The 17,962-nt window shown below is 70.3% G+C and carries 17 protein-coding genes; 3 read left to right on the forward strand and 14 right to left on the reverse strand.

Annotation, left to right across the window (positions count from 1 at the left end; genetic code table 11):
• Positions 1-38 precede the first annotated feature (38 nt).
• Entirely contained in the window at positions 39-950 is a 912-nt protein-coding gene (locus ACWEV3_RS33280) for an ABC transporter ATP-binding protein (RefSeq protein ID WP_452617682.1), read from the forward strand.
• On the forward strand, positions 947-2,122 hold the full coding sequence (locus ACWEV3_RS33285) for an ABC transporter permease (protein ID WP_452617683.1): 1,176 nt from the start codon (positions 947-949) through the stop codon (positions 2,120-2,122). The genes ACWEV3_RS33280 and ACWEV3_RS33285 overlap by 4 nt, the downstream gene beginning before the upstream one ends.
• 268 nt (positions 2,123-2,390) lie before the next feature.
• On the opposite strand, the gene ACWEV3_RS33290 is transcribed toward ACWEV3_RS33285, so the two are convergent.
• From ACWEV3_RS33290 to ACWEV3_RS33300, 3 genes are all read right to left on the reverse strand, one after another.
• On the reverse strand, positions 2,391-3,695 hold the full coding sequence (locus ACWEV3_RS33290) for a citrate synthase (protein ID WP_093272091.1): 1,305 nt from the start codon (positions 3,693-3,695) through the stop codon (positions 2,391-2,393).
• A gap of 386 nt (positions 3,696-4,081) precedes the next feature.
• Complete coding sequence (locus ACWEV3_RS33295; protein ID WP_452617684.1) at positions 4,082-5,008, reverse strand: carbohydrate kinase family protein; 927 nt, start codon at positions 5,006-5,008, stop codon at positions 4,082-4,084.
• Entirely contained in the window at positions 5,005-5,613 is a 609-nt protein-coding gene (locus ACWEV3_RS33300; RefSeq protein ID WP_452617685.1) for a TetR/AcrR family transcriptional regulator, read from the reverse strand. The genes ACWEV3_RS33295 and ACWEV3_RS33300 overlap by 4 nt, the downstream gene beginning before the upstream one ends.
• Positions 5,614-5,754: 141 nt before the next feature.
• On the opposite strand from ACWEV3_RS33300, the gene ACWEV3_RS33305 reads away from it, so the two are divergent.
• Positions 5,755-6,900 carry an acyl-CoA dehydrogenase family protein gene (locus tag ACWEV3_RS33305; protein ID WP_452617686.1) on the forward strand — a complete coding sequence of 382 codons (1,146 nt, stop codon included), beginning with the start codon at positions 5,755-5,757 and terminating at the stop codon, positions 6,898-6,900.
• 231 nt (positions 6,901-7,131) lie between these two features.
• Here ACWEV3_RS33305 and ACWEV3_RS33310 read toward each other — a convergent pair whose 3' ends face one another.
• The 11 genes from ACWEV3_RS33310 to ACWEV3_RS33360 form a co-directional block, all read right to left on the reverse strand.
• Complete coding sequence (locus ACWEV3_RS33310; protein ID WP_452617687.1) at positions 7,132-8,052, reverse strand: aldose 1-epimerase family protein; 921 nt, start codon at positions 8,050-8,052, stop codon at positions 7,132-7,134.
• 68 nt (positions 8,053-8,120) lie between these two features.
• Complete coding sequence (locus tag ACWEV3_RS33315) at positions 8,121-9,524, reverse strand: APC family permease (RefSeq protein WP_452617688.1); 1,404 nt, start codon at positions 9,522-9,524, stop codon at positions 8,121-8,123.
• A 102-nt stretch (positions 9,525-9,626) separates the two neighbouring features.
• Positions 9,627-10,925, reverse strand: coding sequence for an MFS transporter (locus tag ACWEV3_RS33320; protein WP_452617689.1), 1,299 nt, complete (start codon positions 10,923-10,925; stop codon positions 9,627-9,629).
• 248 nt (positions 10,926-11,173) lie between these two features.
• Positions 11,174-11,827: a pyridoxamine 5'-phosphate oxidase gene (gene pdxH / locus ACWEV3_RS33325; protein ID WP_452617690.1), complete on the reverse strand. Its 654-nt coding sequence runs from the start codon at positions 11,825-11,827 to the stop codon at positions 11,174-11,176.
• A 301-nt stretch (positions 11,828-12,128) separates the two neighbouring features.
• Positions 12,129-12,986 carry an urea transporter gene (locus ACWEV3_RS33330; protein ID WP_452617691.1) on the reverse strand — a complete coding sequence of 286 codons (858 nt, stop codon included), beginning with the start codon at positions 12,984-12,986 and terminating at the stop codon, positions 12,129-12,131.
• Between the two features lie 29 nt (positions 12,987-13,015).
• The gene (locus tag ACWEV3_RS33335; RefSeq protein WP_452617692.1) at positions 13,016-13,783 is read right to left on the reverse strand and encodes an urease accessory protein UreD; all 768 of its coding nucleotides are present in this window, start codon (positions 13,781-13,783) and stop codon (positions 13,016-13,018) included.
• A 114-nt stretch (positions 13,784-13,897) separates the two neighbouring features.
• The gene (gene ureG, locus ACWEV3_RS33340; protein ID WP_452617693.1) at positions 13,898-14,614 is read right to left on the reverse strand and encodes an urease accessory protein UreG; all 717 of its coding nucleotides are present in this window, start codon (positions 14,612-14,614) and stop codon (positions 13,898-13,900) included.
• Positions 14,604-15,296, reverse strand: coding sequence for an urease accessory protein UreF (locus ACWEV3_RS33345; RefSeq protein ID WP_452617694.1), 693 nt, complete (start codon positions 15,294-15,296; stop codon positions 14,604-14,606). Before ACWEV3_RS33345 ends, ureG begins: the two co-directional genes overlap by 11 nt.
• Before the next feature lie 133 nt (positions 15,297-15,429).
• A complete protein-coding gene (locus ACWEV3_RS33350; RefSeq protein WP_452617695.1) occupies positions 15,430-17,157 on the reverse strand; it encodes an urease subunit alpha in 1,728 nt (575 codons plus the stop codon).
• Positions 17,138-17,521 carry an urease subunit beta gene (locus tag ACWEV3_RS33355; RefSeq protein WP_452617696.1) on the reverse strand — a complete coding sequence of 128 codons (384 nt, stop codon included), beginning with the start codon at positions 17,519-17,521 and terminating at the stop codon, positions 17,138-17,140. The genes ACWEV3_RS33350 and ACWEV3_RS33355 overlap by 20 nt, the downstream gene beginning before the upstream one ends.
• Positions 17,522-17,574: 53 nt before the next feature.
• On the reverse strand, positions 17,575-17,877 hold the full coding sequence (locus ACWEV3_RS33360; protein ID WP_452617697.1) for an urease subunit gamma: 303 nt from the start codon (positions 17,875-17,877) through the stop codon (positions 17,575-17,577).
• Positions 17,878-17,962: the final 85 nt, after the last annotated feature.

The raw sequence follows: 17,962 nt of genomic DNA on the forward strand, positions 1-17,962 counted from the left end.
GCAGAATCGATATTCGAGCACCAATCGAGGGAGACGGGATGCCTGATCGCGAACTGGAGATCGACCGGATCTCCAAGCGCTACGGGGACGTCGTCGCGCTGCGGGAGATGACGTTCTCCGTCCGCGCGGGCGAGATGTTCGGGTTCGTCGGCAGCAACGGCGCCGGCAAGACCACCACGATGCGCATCGCGCTCGGCGTGCTGGCCGCCGACTCCGGCGAGGTGCGCTGGAACGGCGCGCCGCTGGACCTGCAGGCCCGCCGCCGGATCGGCTACATGCCGGAGGAACGCGGTCTCTACCCCAAGATGAAGGTGGCCGAGCAGCTCGCCTACCTCGCCGAACTGCACGGTCTGTCCACTGCGGACGCTCGTGACGCCGCCGAGCGGTGGACCGAACGGCTCGGACTCGCCGCCCGCCGCGGCGAAGAGGTGCAGAAGCTCAGCCTGGGCAACCAGCAGCGGGTGCAGCTGGCCGCCGCGCTGGCGCACGACCCGGAGGTGCTGATCCTCGACGAGCCGTTCTCCGGGCTCGACCCGGTCGCGGTGGACGTGATGAGCGAGGTGCTGCGGGAGAAGTGCGCTTCCGGGGTGCCGGTGGTGTTCTCCAGCCACCAGCTCGACCTGGTGCAGCGGCTGTGCGACCGGGTCGGGATCGTCCGCAGTGGACAGATGGTGGCCTGCGGCACCGTCTCCGAACTCCGCGACCAGGGCCCGGCCACGCTGGTCGTCGACGCCCCCGACGCCCAGCCCGGCTGGGCCGCCGACGTGCCCGGCGCCGAGGTCGTCCAGGTCAACGGCAGCCGGACCACGCTGCGGCTCGCCGACGACGCGGACGACCAAGCGGTGCTCAAGGCCGCGCTGGCCACCGGCCCGGTCCGCGAGTTCAGCCGGCACCGGCCCGCGCTCACCGAACTGTTCCGCAACGTCGTCTCCGAGGAGCCCGCCGCATGAGCCCCGTCTGGCTGGTCGCCCGCCGGGAGATCCGCACCCGGGTGCGGACCCGCGCCTTCATCGCCGGCACCGTCGCCACCATCCTGATCATGGGCGGCTACGCGGCGCTCATGACGTTCATCGGCCACCAGGCCGGCACGACGAAGGTCGGCGTCGCCGCGCAGGCGGCGGCCGTCGGCGCGCCGCTGCAGGCCGCCGGCACTGCCTTCGGCAAGTCCTTCGAGATCAGCACCGTCGAGGAGGCCGCGGGCGAGCGGCAGGTGCGCGACGGCGACCTGGAAGCGCTGGTCACCGGCACACCGGACGCGCCGCGGCTGGTCGTCAAGCGGAGCCCGGACAGCGCACTCCGGGGCGCGCTGGACGCGGTCGTGCAGCAGCAGGCGCTGAACGCCGAGCTCGCCCGGGCCGGGCTGGATCCGGCCGGGGTCCGCGCCGCGACCGAGAGCGCGCACGTGTCCGTGACCAGCCTGGAGACCGAGGACCCGCACCTCGGCGAGCGGCTCGGCCTGGCCATCGCGGCAGGCGTCGTGCTCTACATGTTCCTGATCATCGGCGGCCAGATGGTCGCGCAGGGCGTCGTGGAGGAGAAGTCCAGCCGGGTCGTCGAGCTGCTGCTGTCCACGATCAAGCCGACCCAGCTGCTCGCCGGGAAGGTGATCGGCATCGGCCTGACGAACCTGCTGCAGCTGGTGATCATCGCCGCCGCGGGCCTGATCGCGTCCGGGGTCGGGGGCGTGCTGACGCTGCCGTCCGCGGCGCTGGCGGGCACCCTCGGCTGGGGACTGGCCTGGTTCCTGCTCGGGTTCTTCACCTACGCGACGGTCCTCGCCGCGGCGTCCTCGCTGGTGTCCCGCCAGGAGGACCTGCAGAACGTGATCAGCCCGGTGATCATGGTGCTGGTCGTGCCGTTCGTCATCGGCGTCTCAATGCTGCCGAGCTCGCCGGACAGCACGCTCGCCGCGGTGCTCTCGCTGGTGCCGGGCTTCTCGCCGACGCTGATGCCGATGCGCATCGCCCTCGGTGTCGCGGCCCCGTGGGAGATCGTCCTGTCGGTCGTCCTGAGCCTCGCGGCCATCGCGGTGCTCCTCCGCCTCGGCGGCCGCATCTACAGCAACGCGGTGCTGCACACCGGAGCCCGCGTGAAGCTCCGCGACGCCCTCCGCACCGCCTGAAACCGCAATTTCAATGGAAATCGGAGGTCCGATTTCCATTGAAATTGCGGAAGTTGTCCACCGGGACCCGAAGTTGTCCACAGGTTGCGGCGTGTCGGGGCTCGACACGCCGTTGCTGTCCCGCAATTTCCATTGAAATTGCGCCGGGACCGCCGGAGTCGAGCCGACCCCGGACACGGATCGGCCCCGGGGACCGGCCGAGTAGGCCGGTGTCCGGGGCCGCACGTGGGTCGGTCGCGTCGGCGGCCGACTGGATTCAGGTTTCGATTCAGCGCTGGTCGATCGACTGGTAGGCACGCTCCGGCGAACCGGTGTACACCTGCCGCGGACGGCTGATCTTGCGGGCCGGGTCCTCCAGCATCTCCCGCCAGTGCGCGATCCAGCCGGGCAGCCGGCCGAGCGCGAACAGCACGGTGAAGTACTTCGTCGGGAAGCCCATCGCCTTGTAGATCAGGCCGGTGTAGAAGTCGACGTTCGGGTAGAGCTTGCGCTCGACGAAGTAGTCGTCGGCGAGCGCCTTCTCCTCGAGCTTCAGGGCGATGTCCAGCAGCGGGTCGTTGGCCCCGAGCTTGCCGAGCACCTCGTCGGCGGTCTTCTTGATGATCGCCGCGCGCGGGTCGTAGTTCTTGTAGACCCGGTGCCCGAAGCCCATCAGCCGGACGCCGGGCTCCTTGTTCTTGACCCGGTTGACGAACGAGTCGACGTCACCGCCGTTGGCCTGGATGCCCTCCAGCATCTCCAGCACCGCGCTGTTCGCGCCGCCGTGCAGCGGGCCGAACAGGGCGTTGATGCCGGCCGAGATGCTGGCGAACAGGTTGGTCTCGGCGGAACCGACCATCCGGACCGTCGACGTGGAGCAGTTCTGCTCGTGGTCGGCGTGCAGGATGAACAGCAGGTCGAGGGCGCGGGTCAGCACCGGGTCGACCTCGTAGGGCTCGGCGGGGAAACCGAAGGTCATCCGGAGGAAGTTCTCCACCAGGCCCAGCGAGTTGTCCGGGTACAGGAACGGCTGGCCGACCGACTTCTTGTAGGCGTAGGCCGCGATCGTGGGCAGCTTCGCCAGCAGGCGGACGGTGGACAGCTCCACCTGGTCCTTGTCGAACGGGTTGAGGCTGTCCTGGTAGAAGGTGGACAGCGCGGAGACCGCGGAGGACAGCACCGGCATCGGGTGCGCGTCCCGCGGGAAGCCGTCGAAGAACTGCTTGAGGTCTTCGTGCAGCAGCGTGTGCCGCCGGATCCGCTCGGCGAACTCGTCGTACTGCTGCTGGGTCGGCAGCTCACCGTAGATCAGCAGGTAGCTGACCTCGATGAAGTTCGACTTCGCCGCGAGCTCTTCGATCGGGTAGCCGCGGTAGCGGAGGATGCCGGCGTCACCGTCGATGTAGGTGATGTCGGAGAGGCAGGCCGCCGTATTGACGAAGCCCGGATCCAACGTCACCAAACCGGTCTGAGCCAGCAGCTTGCCGAGATCCACCCCGGGGGCGCCCTCGGTCGGCTGCTTCACCTGCATTTCGTGCTCGCCGGCGTCATAGCGCAGCGCGACGGTACGTTTGGCGGTCACGTCGTCGGGCATTCGGGAACCTCTCGCGCTCGTCGGGGTGCGTGTCGAGGCGACCGCGGTTGCCCAGCCAAGCGGCAGGGCTGCGATGTCGCCCGCGCGCCGGTCGGGGTGTCCGAACCGCCGCAGCACCACCCCGTTGGGGTCCTGTCAGTAGTCACGCTAGACCGCAGTGGGGTCCCAGCGCAGCAATCGCGTTTCGGCTTTTTGGCAGGTGGGACCACGATCACATCACATCGGGGCGCTTCCGGCGGAAAATTTTCGACGCTCCGAAGCCGGACGAGCAGTTCATCGTGACCAACGAGCCCGTCCGATCGGTCTAACCCGATCTCGACCGGTCGGCCTCGCGCGGTTTACCTCACAAGGTGTCCTCGCGCACGTCAGACGCGGTTCGCCGACCGTCAGGCCAACTCGGCGGCCCACGGCGGCTCGGCACCCGGTCGGGAGACGGTGACCGCAGCGGCAGCCGCGGCGAACCGCAGCGCCTGCTCCCACTGTTCCCGGTCGAGCGCGCGGACGGCGTCCACCGACAGCGCGTCGTTGCGGTGCAGCCACGCGAGCAGGGCGCCCTGCACGGTGTCGCCCGCGCCGATGGTGTCGGCGACCTCGGCGCGCACGCCCGGCACCGACACCTCGCCGTCGCCGGTCACCGCGGTCAGCCCGTCGGCTCCCCTGGTCAGCACCACGGCCGCCGGGCCGCTGCGCTGCCACTCGCGGGCCGCGGCGAGCACGTCCCCGCCATCCGCGAGCCATTCGGCGTCGTCGTCCGAGACCTTCAGCAGCCCCACCGACGGCAGCCAGGAGGCGAACCGCGCGCGGTAGGCGTCGGGGTCGGCGATCAGGTCAGCGCGGATGTTCGGGTCCAGCGCGATGAACCGGCCGCGCGCAGCCTCCCGGAACAGCACCTCTTCGTACACCGAGGCGCCGGGTTCGAGCACCATGCCGAGCGTCCCCAGGCAGAGGGCGGTGGCGTGCGCGGGCAGCGGCCGGTCCGCGACGAAGCGGGCGGCGGTGCCTTCGGTGTGGAAGCTGTAGCGGGCCGAACCGTCCTCGGCCAGCCCGACCACGGCCAGCGTCGTCGGCTCCGGGCCGCGCTGCACCAGGTCGACGTCCACCTCGGAAGACCGCAGGCGTTCGAGGAGCTTGTCGCCGAACTGGTCCGTGGACAGCCGGGCGAAGAACGCGGCGGGAACCCCGAGCCGCCCCAGCGCGATCGCGACGTTGTACGGACCCCCGCCGAGGCGCGGGTGCAGCGGCCCGAGCTCGCCGTCCGCCGTGGACGGGTCCGGAACGAGGTCGACGAGGGCCTCACCGCCGATGACGATCACTTTTCCTCCACTGTGTACTGGGCGGTCAACCCGCCGAGCAGGAACTGCGACAACGCCTCGAAGGCCGCCGCGTCGGACAGGCCGGTGCGCTCGCCGATCTCGCCGCGCTGGATGCCGACGATGGTCAGCCCGACCATCTCGCCGACGAACGCGGCGTGCACCTCCCGGAACACGCCCTGCCGCACGCCCTCGCCGATGAAGCCGCGGAGCCGGTCCGCGGCGGCGTGCGCGTTGGCCTCGTAGGTGGTGCGGGTCGCGATGTTGGCGGCCATGTCGTCGATGAACTCGCGGGACGCCGGGCGAAGCGCCTCGGCCGCGGCATCCAGGTACGCCCGCACCTTCTCCCGCACGTCCTCGGCCGCCGCAACCCGCTGCTCGACCAGCTGCGTGGCGCTCTTGAAGTAGTGGGCGACGACGCGGACGGCGAGCTGCTCCTTGCTGCTCGCCAGCGTGTACAGCGTCGACTTGGAGCAGTGCAGCCGGGCTGCCAGATCGTCCAGCGTGAAGTGCGAGAACCCCTCCGCGAGGAACAGGTCGCGCAGCCGGTCCAGCAGCTGGGCCCGCCGCGCGTTCACCGGCCGGCGACGGCCTTCGGAGGTGGTCATCGGACGAAGCCTGCCACAGCACCCTCGAACGGTTGCGCGGGTTCCTACTGGTAAGACTCTCACAGTACTGCAAAGCGTCCTGCAGTACCGTTACCAGTACTACCGGCAGCTGTCACACTGGCATCAGGAGCGCGATTCGCCATGGCCGTCCCACGCCTGCTTCCCACCGCAGAAGCCACCGACCTGCTCGCGCTGACCCGCGAGATCGCCCGCGATGAGCTCGCCCCGCGCGCGGCGGGCGACGAGGCCGCGGAGAAGTTCCCGCGCGACGCCTTCCGGCTGCTCGGCCAGGCCGGTTTCCTCGGCCTGCCCTACCCGGAGGAACACGGCGGCGGCGCCCAGCCGTACGAGGTGTACCTGCAGGTGCTCGAAGAGCTCAGCAGCGCCTGGATGACCGTCGGCGTCGGCCTGTCGGTGCACACCATGAGCTGCTACCCGCTGGCCCACTTCGGCAGCGCGGAGCAGCGCTCCCGCTGGCTGCCGGAGATGATCGGCGGCGAACTGCTCGGCGCGTACGCGCTGTCCGAGCCGCACGCCGGCTCCGACGCGGCGGCGCTGAGCACGCGGGCCGCGCGGCAGGACGACTCGTACGCCGTCAACGGGGCCAAGGCCTGGATCACGCACGGCGGTGTGGCGGACTTCTACACGCTCATGGCCCGGACCTCGGACAACGGGCCACTCGGCATCAGCTGCCTGCTCGTCGACGGTGACACGGCGGGGCTTTCCGCCGGCCAGCCCGAGCACAAGATGGGGCTCACCGGCTCGCCGACCACGCCGCTGTACTTCGAGGACGCGCGGGTGCCCGCGGAGCGGCTCATCGGAGCCGAGGGCCACGGGCTGAAGATCGCGCTGTCGGCGCTGGACTCCGGTCGCCTCGGCATCGCGGCCTGCGCGGTCGGGCTGGCGCAGGCGGCGCTGGACCTCGCGGTGGACTACGCGAAGCAGCGGCAGCAGTTCGGGCGGCCGATCATCGAATTCCAGGGCCTGGAGTTCCTGCTCGCCGACATGGCCGCGGCCGTGCACTCGGCCCGGGCGACGTACCTCGACGGCGCGCGGCGCCGGGACGCCGGGCTGCCGTTCGGGCAGCAGGCGTCGGTGGCGAAGCTCGTCGCGACGGACGCGGCGATGAAGGTGACCACCGATGCCGTCCAGGTGCTCGGCGGCGCGGGCTACACCCGCGACTTCCCGGCGGAGCGCTACATGCGCGAGGCGAAGGTCCTGCAGATCTTCGAGGGCACCAACCAGATCCAGCGCATGCTCATCGCCCGCCACCTCGCCAAGTCCTGACCTCACCCGCCGCCTGGCCAGGTCCCGACCTCACCCGCCACCTCGCCAGGTCCGACCTCACCCGCAATTTCAATGGAAATTGCGGAAGTCATCCACACCGTCTATCCACAACCTCCGGTGTGTCGTGCCCCGACACACCGGAGGTCCGCAATTTCAATGGAAATCGAAGGTCCGATTTCCATTGAAATTGCGGGCATGGAACCGGGGTTCCGCAGAGTGGAAGGGTTGGCGTCAGAGGGGTTTGAGGCCCCAGTGGCCGATCCAGTTCTCGCCCGGTTGCAGGACCAGCAGGTCCACCCCGGAGTTCAGGGCGTCCGGCGGGCAGGTCATCGGCTCGATCGCGATCGCCCTGCCCCGTCCCGGGAAGTCGTCCGCCGTGTAGACCTGGACCCATTTGAACACCGGGTCGGCCCACAGCTGCACGCCGCGCCCGTCCGGGTCGGTGAGGCTGTGGCGCACGAGGTCGTCGCCCGGCGCCGGGGTCGCGCCGCCGAAGGCGGTGTCCAGCAGCACCCCGGCCAGCCGGCGCCCGGTGCGGAAGTCCACCTCGTCGCCCTGCAGGCCCCGCGGCGGCCGCACCGGGAGCAGCCGCTCGGCGTCCACCGGCAACACCGTCGCCGCCGCCAGCCGGAGCGTGCAGTCATCGGTCGCGGCGTTGCCCGCGCGCGGATACGGGTGCACCCCGACCCCGAACGGAACCGCCCGCGCTCCGAGGTTCTCCACGGTGTGCGTGACGGTCAGGCCGTCTTCGTCCAGGGCGTAGCCGATGGACGTCAGCAGCGGCACCGGCCAGCCCGGCTGCGCGGGCACCATCGCGTGCAAGACCACTGTGGACTCCGCGTGCTCGACGAGGGTCCACGCGGTGTGCCGCAACAGGCCGTGGATCGCGTTCTGCCGCGCGGGCTCGCTCAGCGCCAGCTGCTGCGGCTCCCCGTCGAACAGCCAGCGGCCCCCGGCGACCCGGTTCGGCCACGGCACCAGAACCCCACCCGCGCCGCCCGGCGGCAGCCGGTCCGCGTCGAAGGACTCCGCGTACGGCACCCCGTCGACCTCGAAAACCCGAAGCGCCGCACCGACTTCGGTGACCACGGCGCGCGCGGCGCCGGAAGTGATCTCGAACTGCCGCCCGGTGGCGGGAACAGGCTCGTGCACATCGCCACTGTAGAAGCAGAAAGCCCCCCGAGCCGACGAAATCGGCTCGGAGGGCCTCCGGCTGCGACTTACTTGCCCAGATTCGCGGCGTCGAACTTCTGCTTGCGACCACCGATGAGGAAGTTGATCGCCCAGAAGATCACGCCGATGCCCAGCAGGACGCCGGCGATGATGTACTCCGTGCCCGGCCGGCCGGACAGCGGGCTGGCGAAGAACGCGCAGGTCAGCGCGCCCAGCACCGGCACCCAGGTGGGCGCCTTGAAGTGCTTGTGCTCGACCTTGTCCTTGCGCAGGACCAGCACCGCCACGTTGACCACCGCGAACACCACGAGCAGCAGCAGCGAGGTGGTGCTGCCCAGGTCGGAGATCTTCAGCGAGCTCACCAGGGCCACCGCGATGATGCTGGTGAACACGATCGCCACCCACGGCGTGCGCCGCGTGCGGTGCACCAGCCCCAGCTGCTTCGGGATGATGCGCTCCTGCGACATGCCGTAGACCAGGCGGCTGGCCATCAGCATGTTGATCAGCGCGGTGTTGGTCACCGCGAACAGCGCGATCAGCGAGAACAGCAGCGGCGGGAACCACGGCGCCGCGGCCTTCACGACCAGCAGCAGTGGCCCGTCGGACTCCGCCAGCGTGTCGGTCGGCACCAGCGTCGAGGTGATCAGCGCGATCACCAGGTAGATCGAAGCGGTGATGACCATGCCCACCAGCAGCGCGCGCGGGAAGGTCTTGGCCGGGTCGCGGGTCTCCTCGGCCATGTTCACCGAGTCCTCGAAGCCCACCATCGCGAAGAACGCCAGCGCGGTCGCCGAGGTGATCGCCAGCAGCGGCGAGGTGCCGGCGTTGAACTCCAGCAGCCGGCTCGGGTCCGGATCGACGTCGGGGCTGTGCGTCCCGGAGATCAGCGCGACGAGGCCGAAGACGATCACGATCGCCAACCCGGTGAGCTCGACGCAGGTCAGCACCACGTTCATCTTCACCGACTCGCCGACGCCGCGGAAGTTGATCGCGGCCAGCAGGAGCAGGAAGCCGATCGCCACGAGCCAGGCCCACGAGGAGACGCCGTCGCCGACGATCGCCTCCAGGTAGTCACCGCTGAACGCCTGCGCGGCCGATGCGGCGGAAGTGATGCCAGAGCACATCACCGCGAACGCGATGATGAAGGTCAGGAAGTGCACCCCGAACGCCTTGTGCACGTACAGCGGCGCGCCGCCGGCCTTCGGGTACTTCCCCACGAGTTCCAGATAGCTGAACGCGGTCAGGAAGGCGACCACGAAGGCGACCAGGAACGGAACCCACAGGGCCCCGCCGACCTTGCCGGCGACCTTGCCGGTCAGCGAGTAGATCGTGGTGCCGAGGATGTCTCCGACCACGAAGAAGAGCAGCAGTTTCGGGCCCATCACCTTCTTGAGGCCAGGCTCCTGCGCACCGCCGGGCGCGTCGTCGTTCACGGTCGTCTCGTTGGCCATAGCTGAGAAGTGTGCAATGCGGTTGGTCCAGCTGTCTGCCCACCCCTGGTCGAACTGCACTGCTGCGGTCGGCTCAGGCGTGGCACCCTGCCCAGTCCGCGATCACTGCTGCTCGGAAACGGGTGCCCGGTAGCGCCAGAAGGCGGGCAGCAGAGCCGCCGCGATGACCGCGCCGACGACGACCAGGACGCCGCCGACTGTGACCGCCATCGCAGTCCCGACCGCCGCGCCCGCCAGGCCGTGCAGCGTGTCGGCCAGCCGCGGGCCGCCCGCGACGACGACGGTGAACACGCCCTGGATGCGGCCGCGCATCTCGTCGGTGGCCGCCGTCTGCATGATCGAACTCCGGTAGACCATGCTCACCAGGTCCGCGCCGCCGCCCAGGGCCAGGAAGAACACCGCCAGCCACAGCGAATCCGACCAGCCGAACCCGATCACCGAGATGCCCCACGCCACGACCGCGACGGTGACGCCGACGCCGTGCCGCGCGATCCGGTGCAGCCAGCCGGAGAACACGCCGAACGCGAACGCGCCCAGCGGGATCGCCGCGAACAGCCAGCCCAGCGCCGCCCCGCCGCCCGGCGGATCGCCGAAGGTGCGCTCCGCCATCTCCGGGAACAGCGCCCGCGGCATGCCGAACACCATCGCGATGATGTCCAGCAGGAACGACGCCAGCAGCACGGAATGCATCGCGAGGTAGCGGAATCCATCCAGCACGGCGCGCAGCCCGGCGCGCTTCGGGGCGCCTTCCTGCGGCGGCAGCGGCGGCAGCCGGAACACCGCCCACAACGCCGCGCACAACGCCACCGCGTCCACCAGGTACAACACCGAAAGCCCCAGCACCGGCAGCAACACGCCGGCCAGCAGCGGCCCGATGATCGAGCCGAGCTGGAACACCGTGGCGCCGAGCGCCTGCGCCGACGGCAGCAGGTGCACCGGGATCAGCCGGGCGATCGCGGCGCCGCGAGTGGGCATGTTCACAGCGAAGAACGTCTGCTGCGCGGCGAAGAGGATCAGCACGAGCCACACCGACTGGACGTTCGCCGCGGCCACCACCCACAGCAGCACCGCGCTGGCAGCCAGGCCGCCGTTGGTGATCAGCAGCAGCTTGCGGCGGTCGACGGTGTCCGCGATCGCGCCGCCCCACAGGCCGAACACCAGCAGCGGCACCAGGCCGAAGATCCCGGCGAGGCCGACGTAGGCGGAGGAACCGGTGATGTCGTAGAGCTGCTTGGGCACCGCGACCGCGGAGAACTGCGCGCCGACGGCGGTGACGATGTTCGACAGCCACAGCCGGCGGTACGCCGGGTACTTCAGCGGCCGGGTGTCGAGGAAGACCTTGCTCAGCAGGGATCCGATGGATCGACGGGACGAGGTCGAGGTTCCGCTGCTGGGCTGCACAGATGCAAAACAGTAACGATTAGACCGGCTAACGGCATTCTATTTTTCGCCCCGTGTGACCGATGTCTAACACCCACCGGAAGAACCGGACAAAATTCGCCCGGCGCCGACCCGGCGCGCGAGCAGCCTTCCTCACCTGCGAAAACGCCGATTCAAGGGCGGTAGAACGCAATTTCGCGAGAATTCGACGCCCACCGGGCGAACGTCGTCTTCTCGCGAAATTGCGCGCTGTTCGGGTGACGCCGGACTCAGGGGGCGAGGCGCTCGACGGTCCAGAGGTCGTTGGTGCGGCGGAAGCGCAGCCGGTCGTGCAGGCGGTCCGGGCGTCCCTGCCAGAACTCCACCGACTCCGGGCGGATCCGCCAGCCGCCCCAGTGCGGCGGCACCGGCACCTTCTCGGCTTCGGCGAAGCGCCGCTCGATGCCGCTCAGCGACGCCTCCAGCGCGGCGCGGTTGGCCACCACCTTCGACTGCGGCGAAGCCCAGGCGCCCAGCTGGGAACCGCGCGGGCGCTCGCCCCAGTACTCGGCGGTCTCCGCGGACGCGACCTTCTCCACCGTGCCGCGCACGTTGACCTGGCGCTGCAGGCCCAGCCACGGGAAGGTGGCGGCGGCGACCCGGGTGGCCTTGAGGTCGTGGCTCTTGGTCGAGGTGTAGTTGGTGAAGAACACCACGCCCCGCTCGTCGAATCCCTTGCACAGCACGGTGCGCGAGGACGGGATGCCATCGGCGTCGGCCGTGGCCAGCACCATCGCGTTCGGCTCGACCAGGTCGGCCTGCACCGCCTCGTCGAACCACAGCTGGAGCTGCTCGTGCCAGGTGGTGGCGAGCGAGGACTCGTCCAACGCCCCCGCCTCGTAGGACACCCGCATGGACGGCAGCGCGACGTTGGCCTCCGACATCCTCTTCCTCCCTGACTCGCCCGGCAGCGGCATGACTCGACTTCTCCGGCTGTTCGCCGGACGGTACGGGCTGGACCGGCCGGCGCGACAGGTTTGGTGGCGCCAGCCACGCGTACGACGGTAAACGGGATCCGAACGCACGCCGAATCAGCGGTGCTTCACGATCGATTCCGCAACCGATGCAGTGATCGTTCCCACACTCGTTCGGACGCCCGAAGATCGGGAAACCACCCGCCAGAACCAGCCATCTCACACCTTTCGGCGAAATGACCTTTAGCAGCCAAAACGGCACAAAACGGGCTCAACCCGACCCGCGGGACCGCCGGTGCAGATCCGCGGTCCACATCGCCAGGACGAACGGGAACGTGGTCGGCACCAGACCCACCGCCTCGATCGCGCCGTGCAGCAACAGCACCGCGGGCACCGCGAGGACGCACGAGCGCCAACCGCGCCCGGTGCTCAGCAGCCCGACCACGACCAGGGCCGCGTTGAAGCCGTACACCCCGGCGCTGACGTCGGGCGGCGTGACCGGCAGCAGCTCGACCGCGAGCACCGACACGGCGGCGCCGCAGAACGCGCCCACGGCCAGCCGGAACCGCACCAGCGCCAACCCGATCAGCATCACCACGCCCGGCAGCCAGCCGCTGACCAGGAACACCTCCGACTCGGCGGTGAACAGGCCGAGGTAGTCGCCGTGCAGGCCGAGCACCGGCGACGGCGACGTCGCGGCCGCGGGCGCCCAGTCCAACAGGTGTCCCAAGTAGACGGTCAGCCAGTAGGTGAACACGAAGGGGGCGGTGCGGGCAGGGACCGCGAGGAAGGCGTCCGCGATGCGCATCAGCACCGTCGCGACCACCGCCCCCGCGGTTCCGACCAGCAACGCCAGCCCCAGCGGCTGGAAGGAGCCGACCGCTCCCAGCACCACCAGCGTTCCGTTGAAGCCGAACAGGCCCTGGCCTATTCGCTCGTGCGGCACCCGCAGCGCCGCCGCGGTCAGCACGCCCACGGCGCTGCCGACGAGCGCGGCCAGCGCGAGCTGCGGGCCGGCCAGCAGCAGCGCGACCACGAACAGCAGTCCGGTGGGCACGCTGTCCTGCAGGTACACCTGCGAAATGCCCGTGGGCACGGCGCGCAGCAGTTGCCGCGCGCCGTGCCGCACTTCGGGCTCCGTTGCCTTCGAAGTGGCATTCACCAGTTGTGAACCCCTAGTTCCTTCGCCTCCGGGTGGTGCTCCATCGCCTCGGCGAGCCGGCGCTCCGCGGTCACGGCGTTCTCGCCCAGCGCGGTGGCCAGCGCGCCTCCCGCGGCCAGCGGCACCAGCGACCACCACTCGCCGCTGACCGGCTCGGCGGGATCGTCGCCCCACACGACCGTCTCGGTCGCGAGCACCCGCGCCCCGGCGAGGTAACCCGTGCTCGCCCCGAGCCGGTCCGCACCGATGTCCAGCCGCTGCCGGAGCAGTGGAATCCCCGATCGGACCAGGTGCGTCGTGGTGGTCATCCGGCCGGGCTGTTCGCCGTACCGGCCGAGCACCAGCGTCTCCCGGCACCTGGCCCGCGCGCCGTCACCGAGCTCGATGGTCGTCTCGGCCTGGTGATCGGCGCGGGCGCTGATCACCATGGCCTCCGGCAGGTAGTCGACGACGCCCCCGTCACCGACCTCGATGTGCACGGTGGCCCGGCTCGTCTCGCCGTGCGGGCCCGGCAAGGCGATGGAGGCGGCGGTGCCGCGCAGCCGGAGCCGGGCGCCCGGCCCGACCCGGACGCGCAGGTCGACCTGGTCGCCACCGACCGGCGTGGCCGCCGAGTTGACCAGGTGCACCACGGCGGTGCCGTCCGGACTGGCCGTCACCGTGCGCCGCGGCAGCAGCGTCATCGGCGCTTCCGAGCGGAGCTCCCGCACGACGCTGCGCCCGCCGGTCCCGAGCTCCACCCTCAGCAGCGCACTGGCGCGCACGCCGCACCACCTTCCGCCGCGGCGATTTCGCGCGAAATCAGCACCTGCCGCGCGTGGGAGGCGGCGATTTCGCGCGAAATCGCCGCCCCTGCCCGCGCGGGCGAGAGCCGGCCCTCAGGCACTGACGCCGACCTTGACCTGCTCGCGGACCCAGGTGGAGACGTCGGGTGCGTTCGGGGTCCGGGTCAGCGACTGAGTGATCACCGGGAGCTCGCCGCGCATCCGGTGCGCGTCGGAGACCATGACCTCCATGTCGGCCCCGACCAGCTCGGCCAGGTCGATCTTGTTGATCACCAGCAGATCCGCGGTGGTGACGCCGGGGCCGCCCTTGCGGGGCACCTTGTCGCCGCCGGCGACGTCCACCACGAAGATCTGCCGGTCGGCCAGCCCGCGGCTGAACACCGCGGTCAGGTTGTCGCCGCCGCTTTCCACGATGACCAGCTCCAGCCCGGGGTGCCGCTCGGAGAGCCGGTCCACCGCGTCCAGGTTGGCGGTGATGTCGTCGCGGATGGCGGTGTGCGGGCAGGCGCCGGTCTGCACGGCCTCGATCCGGTCGGTGTCCAGCACCCCGGCCCTGCGCAGGAAGTCCGCGTCCTCGGTGGTGTAGATGTCGTTGGTCACGACCGCGAGGTTGATCTCCTGGCCCAGCGCGCGGCAGAGCGCCGCGGTCAGCGCGGTCTTGCCGCTGCCGACCGGCCCGCCGATGCCGAGCCGGAACGGGCGCCCGTTCTGCGGTTCGGCCGAGAACGGGTCCGGTTCGGTCGCGGTCGGGTCGAAGTTGACCGGATGCGTGTGACCGTGCCCGTGGCCGTGTCCGTGTTCAGGAAGCAAAGAGACGCACCTCTTCCCGGTGATGGCGATCGTGCGCTTCGGCGAGCAGGTCGAGCGCCGGAGCGCCGGGGGCGGGCAGCTCGGCCGGGTCGAGCCCGGCCACTGCGGCCGCCTCGGCGGCGATCCGGTCGAGGTCGTCGGCCAGCTCGGTGACCACGGCGTTGGCCGCGAACGGGTCCAGCCCGAGCAGCCGGACGCCGGCGGAGGACGGTCCGCTGACCGCCAGATAACCGGCGGCCAGCGCTGCCTCCAGGGGCCCGGCCCCGGCGATGGCCGCCAGCGCGCCGAGCACGATCGGATGGTGTGGCCGCGGGGTCGCGGCCACCAGTTCGGTCAGCACCGGCGACGGCCAGGCGGCCTTGCCGGCGCGGATCATGCCCCGCCCCTGCGCGCGCGAGGCCTCCCGCTGCGCCGGGGACGGGGTGCGGGCGTCGAGTTCGACGTCCAGCGCCCGCCAGTGTCCACTTGAGACACCGCGGGCTGCGGCGTGCGCCGCGGCGGCGGCGAACACCGCTTGCAGGGCGCCCGCGCCGTGCAAGCGCCCGTACAGGAATTCGCGCAGGTCGCCGATTCCCGTGATCAGCCCCCGTGCGGCGGCCTCCTCGACGCCGCCGGAGTGCACGTGCCCCCCGCCGGGGAACCGGGAGTCCGCGAGCGCCAGCACCGCAAGACCGGCTCGCACCGCTCTCCCTCCAAACCGGACGAGACGAACCTCATCCGTTCCAGTGACAGGGGTCCGCAATTTCAATGGAAATCGAAGGTCCGATTTCCATTGAAATTGCGTTCCCGCTCGATATTCCGCTGCTTCCTGCCTGTCAGAACAGGAAGTAGCGCTGCGCCATCGGCACCTCGTCGACCGGGTTCGGCTTGACGCGCTCGCCGTCGATGTCCACCTGGAACTTGTCCGGGTCGACCTGGATGTCCGGGGTGGCGTCGTTGTTCAGCATGTGCTCCTTGCCCACCGACCGCGTGCTCTCGACCGCGACCAGCCGCGAGCTCAGCTGGAGCTGCTCCGGCAACTGGGCGTCCAGCGCAACCGGAGCCACGAAGAACACGCTGCTCGCCGCAGCCGCGCGCGGCTGCGCCCCGAAGCTCGGCCGCGCGATGTAGGGCTGCGGCGTGGGGATCGACGCGTTCGCGTCACCCATCGCCGCCCACGCGGCGAACCCGCCCTTGAGCACGATGTGCGGGCGGACGCCGAAGAACTTCGGGTCCCACAGCACCAGGTCGGCCATCTTGCCGACCTCCACGGATCCGACGTGCTTGGCGATGCCGTGCGCGATGGCCGGGTTGATCGTGTACTTCGCGACGTAGCGCTGAGCCCGGTTGTTGTCCGCGCGCCCGTCGCCGGGCAGCGACCCGCGGCGGCGCTTCATCACGTGCGCGGTCTGCCAGGTGCGCATGATGACCTCGCCGATGCGGCCCATCGCCTGCGCGTCCGAGCTCATCATCGAGATCGCGCCGAGGTCGTGCAGGATGTCCTCGGCCGCGATGGTGGTCTCCCGGATGCGGCTCTCCGCGAAGGCCACGTCCTCGGGCACCGCCGGGTTCAGGTGGTGGCAGACCATCACCATGTCGAGGTGCTCGTCGATGGTGTTGACGGTGTGCGGCCGGGTCGGGTTGGTCGACGAGGGCAGCACGTGGGGCTGCGAGGCGAGCCGGATGATGTCCGGTGCGTGCCCGCCACCGGCACCTTCGACGTGGAACGCGCTGATCGAGCGGCCGTTGATGGCCTCCAGCGTGGATTCGTAGAAGCCCGCCTCGTTGAGCGTGTCGGCGTGCAGCGCGACCTGGACGCCGGACTCCTCTGCCACCCGCAGCGCGCTGTCCAGCACCGCCGGCGTGGCGCCCCAGTCCTCGTGGATCTTGAAGCCGCCCGCGCCGGCGCGCAGCTGCTCCCACAACGCCTCGCCGCGCATCGTGCTGCCCTTGCCCAGCAGCAGCACGTTGACCGGCAGGTAGTCCAGGGCCTGCATGGTCCGGCCGAGGTTCCAGGCGCCGGGCGTGACCGTGGTGGCCTTGCTGCCCTCACCCGGGCCGGTGCCGCCGCCGATCAGCGTGGTCAGCCCGGAGGCCAGCGCGGTGTCGATCTCCTGCGGGCAGATGAAGTGCACGTGGGAATCGATGCCGCCGGCGGTGAGGATCTTGCCGTTGCCGGCGATGATCTCGGTGGACGGCCCGATGACCAGCGAGTTGTCCACGTCGTTGTTGGCGCTGGGGTTGCCGGCCTTGCCGATGCCCACGATGCGGCCGTCGCGGATGCCCACGTCGGCCTTGACCACGCCCCAGTGGTCCAGGATGACGGCCCCGGTGATCACCACGTCGGGCGTGCCCTCGGCGCGGATCGCGGCGGACTGCCCCATCGACTCGCGGATGACCTTGCCGCCGCCGAACACCACCTCGTCGCCGGACCCGGTGGACCCCTGGCTGCGGTCCTCGGTGACCTCGATCAGCAGATCGGTGTCGGCCAGCCGGATCCGGTCGCCGGTCGTCGGGCCGAACAGCTCGACGTACTGGGACCGGTCAATGAACGATGTGCTCACCGTGGTGTCCCTCGCCTTTCTCGCCGTAGTTGAACGGGGTGGGTTCGTGGTCGCGGGCGTCGAGCTCGCCGGCGTACTCCAGCCGGAGGCCGCGCACGAGCCGGCTGCCGCCGACGGGCACCAGGCTGACCTCGCGGTCCTTGTTCGGCTCGAAGCGCACGGCGGTGCCCGAGGGCACGTCCAGGCGGTAGCCCCAGGCCGCTGCCCGGTCGAATTCCAGGCACGGGTTCACCGCGGCGAAGTGGTAGTGGGAGCCGACCTGCACGGCGCGGTCGGCTCGGTTGTTGACGATGATCCGGATGCGCTCTCGGCCCGGATTCAGCTCGATCGGGTCCTCACCGGTGATGATCTCCCCAGGACGCATGGCAGCTCCTCACGAATGTCGATTCGAGATCGGTGGTCGGCCTGGCCGTCGCGTCAGGTGATCGGGTCGTGCACCGTGACCAGCTTCGTCCCATCCGGGAAGGTCGCCTCGACCTGCACGTTGTGGATCATCTCCGGGACCCCGTCGAGCACCTGGTCGGCGCGCAGCACGCACTTACCGGTCTTCATCAGTTCGGAGACGGACCTGCCGTCCCGGGCACCTTCGACCACGTGGTCGGTGATCAGCGCCACCGCTTCGGGGTAGTTCAGCTTCAGTCCGCGGTCCAGCCGCTCGCGCGCGAGGCGGGCCGCAACGTAGACGAGCAACTTGTCGCGCTCATGAGGAGCAAGATGCATGAAAGCTATTTAACACACGAGGATCGACTCGGCCCGCCGTGTCCTGCGGTTTTACTTCAGACAATTGACGCATTGCAACCTTTTT

Source organism: Saccharopolyspora sp. NPDC003752 (assembly GCF_053605825.1).

Bases quoted from the DNA above. Each gene is read 5' to 3' on its own strand.
- ACWEV3_RS33305 (WP_452617686.1), top strand. From the start codon at position 5,755: ATGGCCGTCCCACGCCTGCTTCCCACCGCAGAAGCCACCGACCTGCTC.
- ACWEV3_RS33290 (WP_093272091.1), bottom strand. From the start codon at position 3,695: ATGCCCGACGACGTGACCGCCAAACGTACCGTCGCGCTGCGCTATGAC.
- ACWEV3_RS33315 (WP_452617688.1), bottom strand. From the start codon at position 9,524: ATGGCCAACGAGACGACCGTGAACGACGACGCGCCCGGCGGTGCGCAG.
- ACWEV3_RS33280 (WP_452617682.1), top strand. From the start codon at position 39: ATGCCTGATCGCGAACTGGAGATCGACCGGATCTCCAAGCGCTACGGG.
- ACWEV3_RS33300 (WP_452617685.1), bottom strand. From the start codon at position 5,613: ATGACCACCTCCGAAGGCCGTCGCCGGCCGGTGAACGCGCGGCGGGCC.
- ACWEV3_RS33355 (WP_452617696.1), bottom strand. From the start codon at position 17,521: ATGCGTCCTGGGGAGATCATCACCGGTGAGGACCCGATCGAGCTGAAT.
- ACWEV3_RS33285 (WP_452617683.1), top strand. From the start codon at position 947: ATGAGCCCCGTCTGGCTGGTCGCCCGCCGGGAGATCCGCACCCGGGTG.
- pdxH (WP_452617690.1), bottom strand. From the start codon at position 11,827: ATGTCGGAGGCCAACGTCGCGCTGCCGTCCATGCGGGTGTCCTACGAG.
- ACWEV3_RS33360 (WP_452617697.1), bottom strand. From the start codon at position 17,877: ATGCATCTTGCTCCTCATGAGCGCGACAAGTTGCTCGTCTACGTTGCG.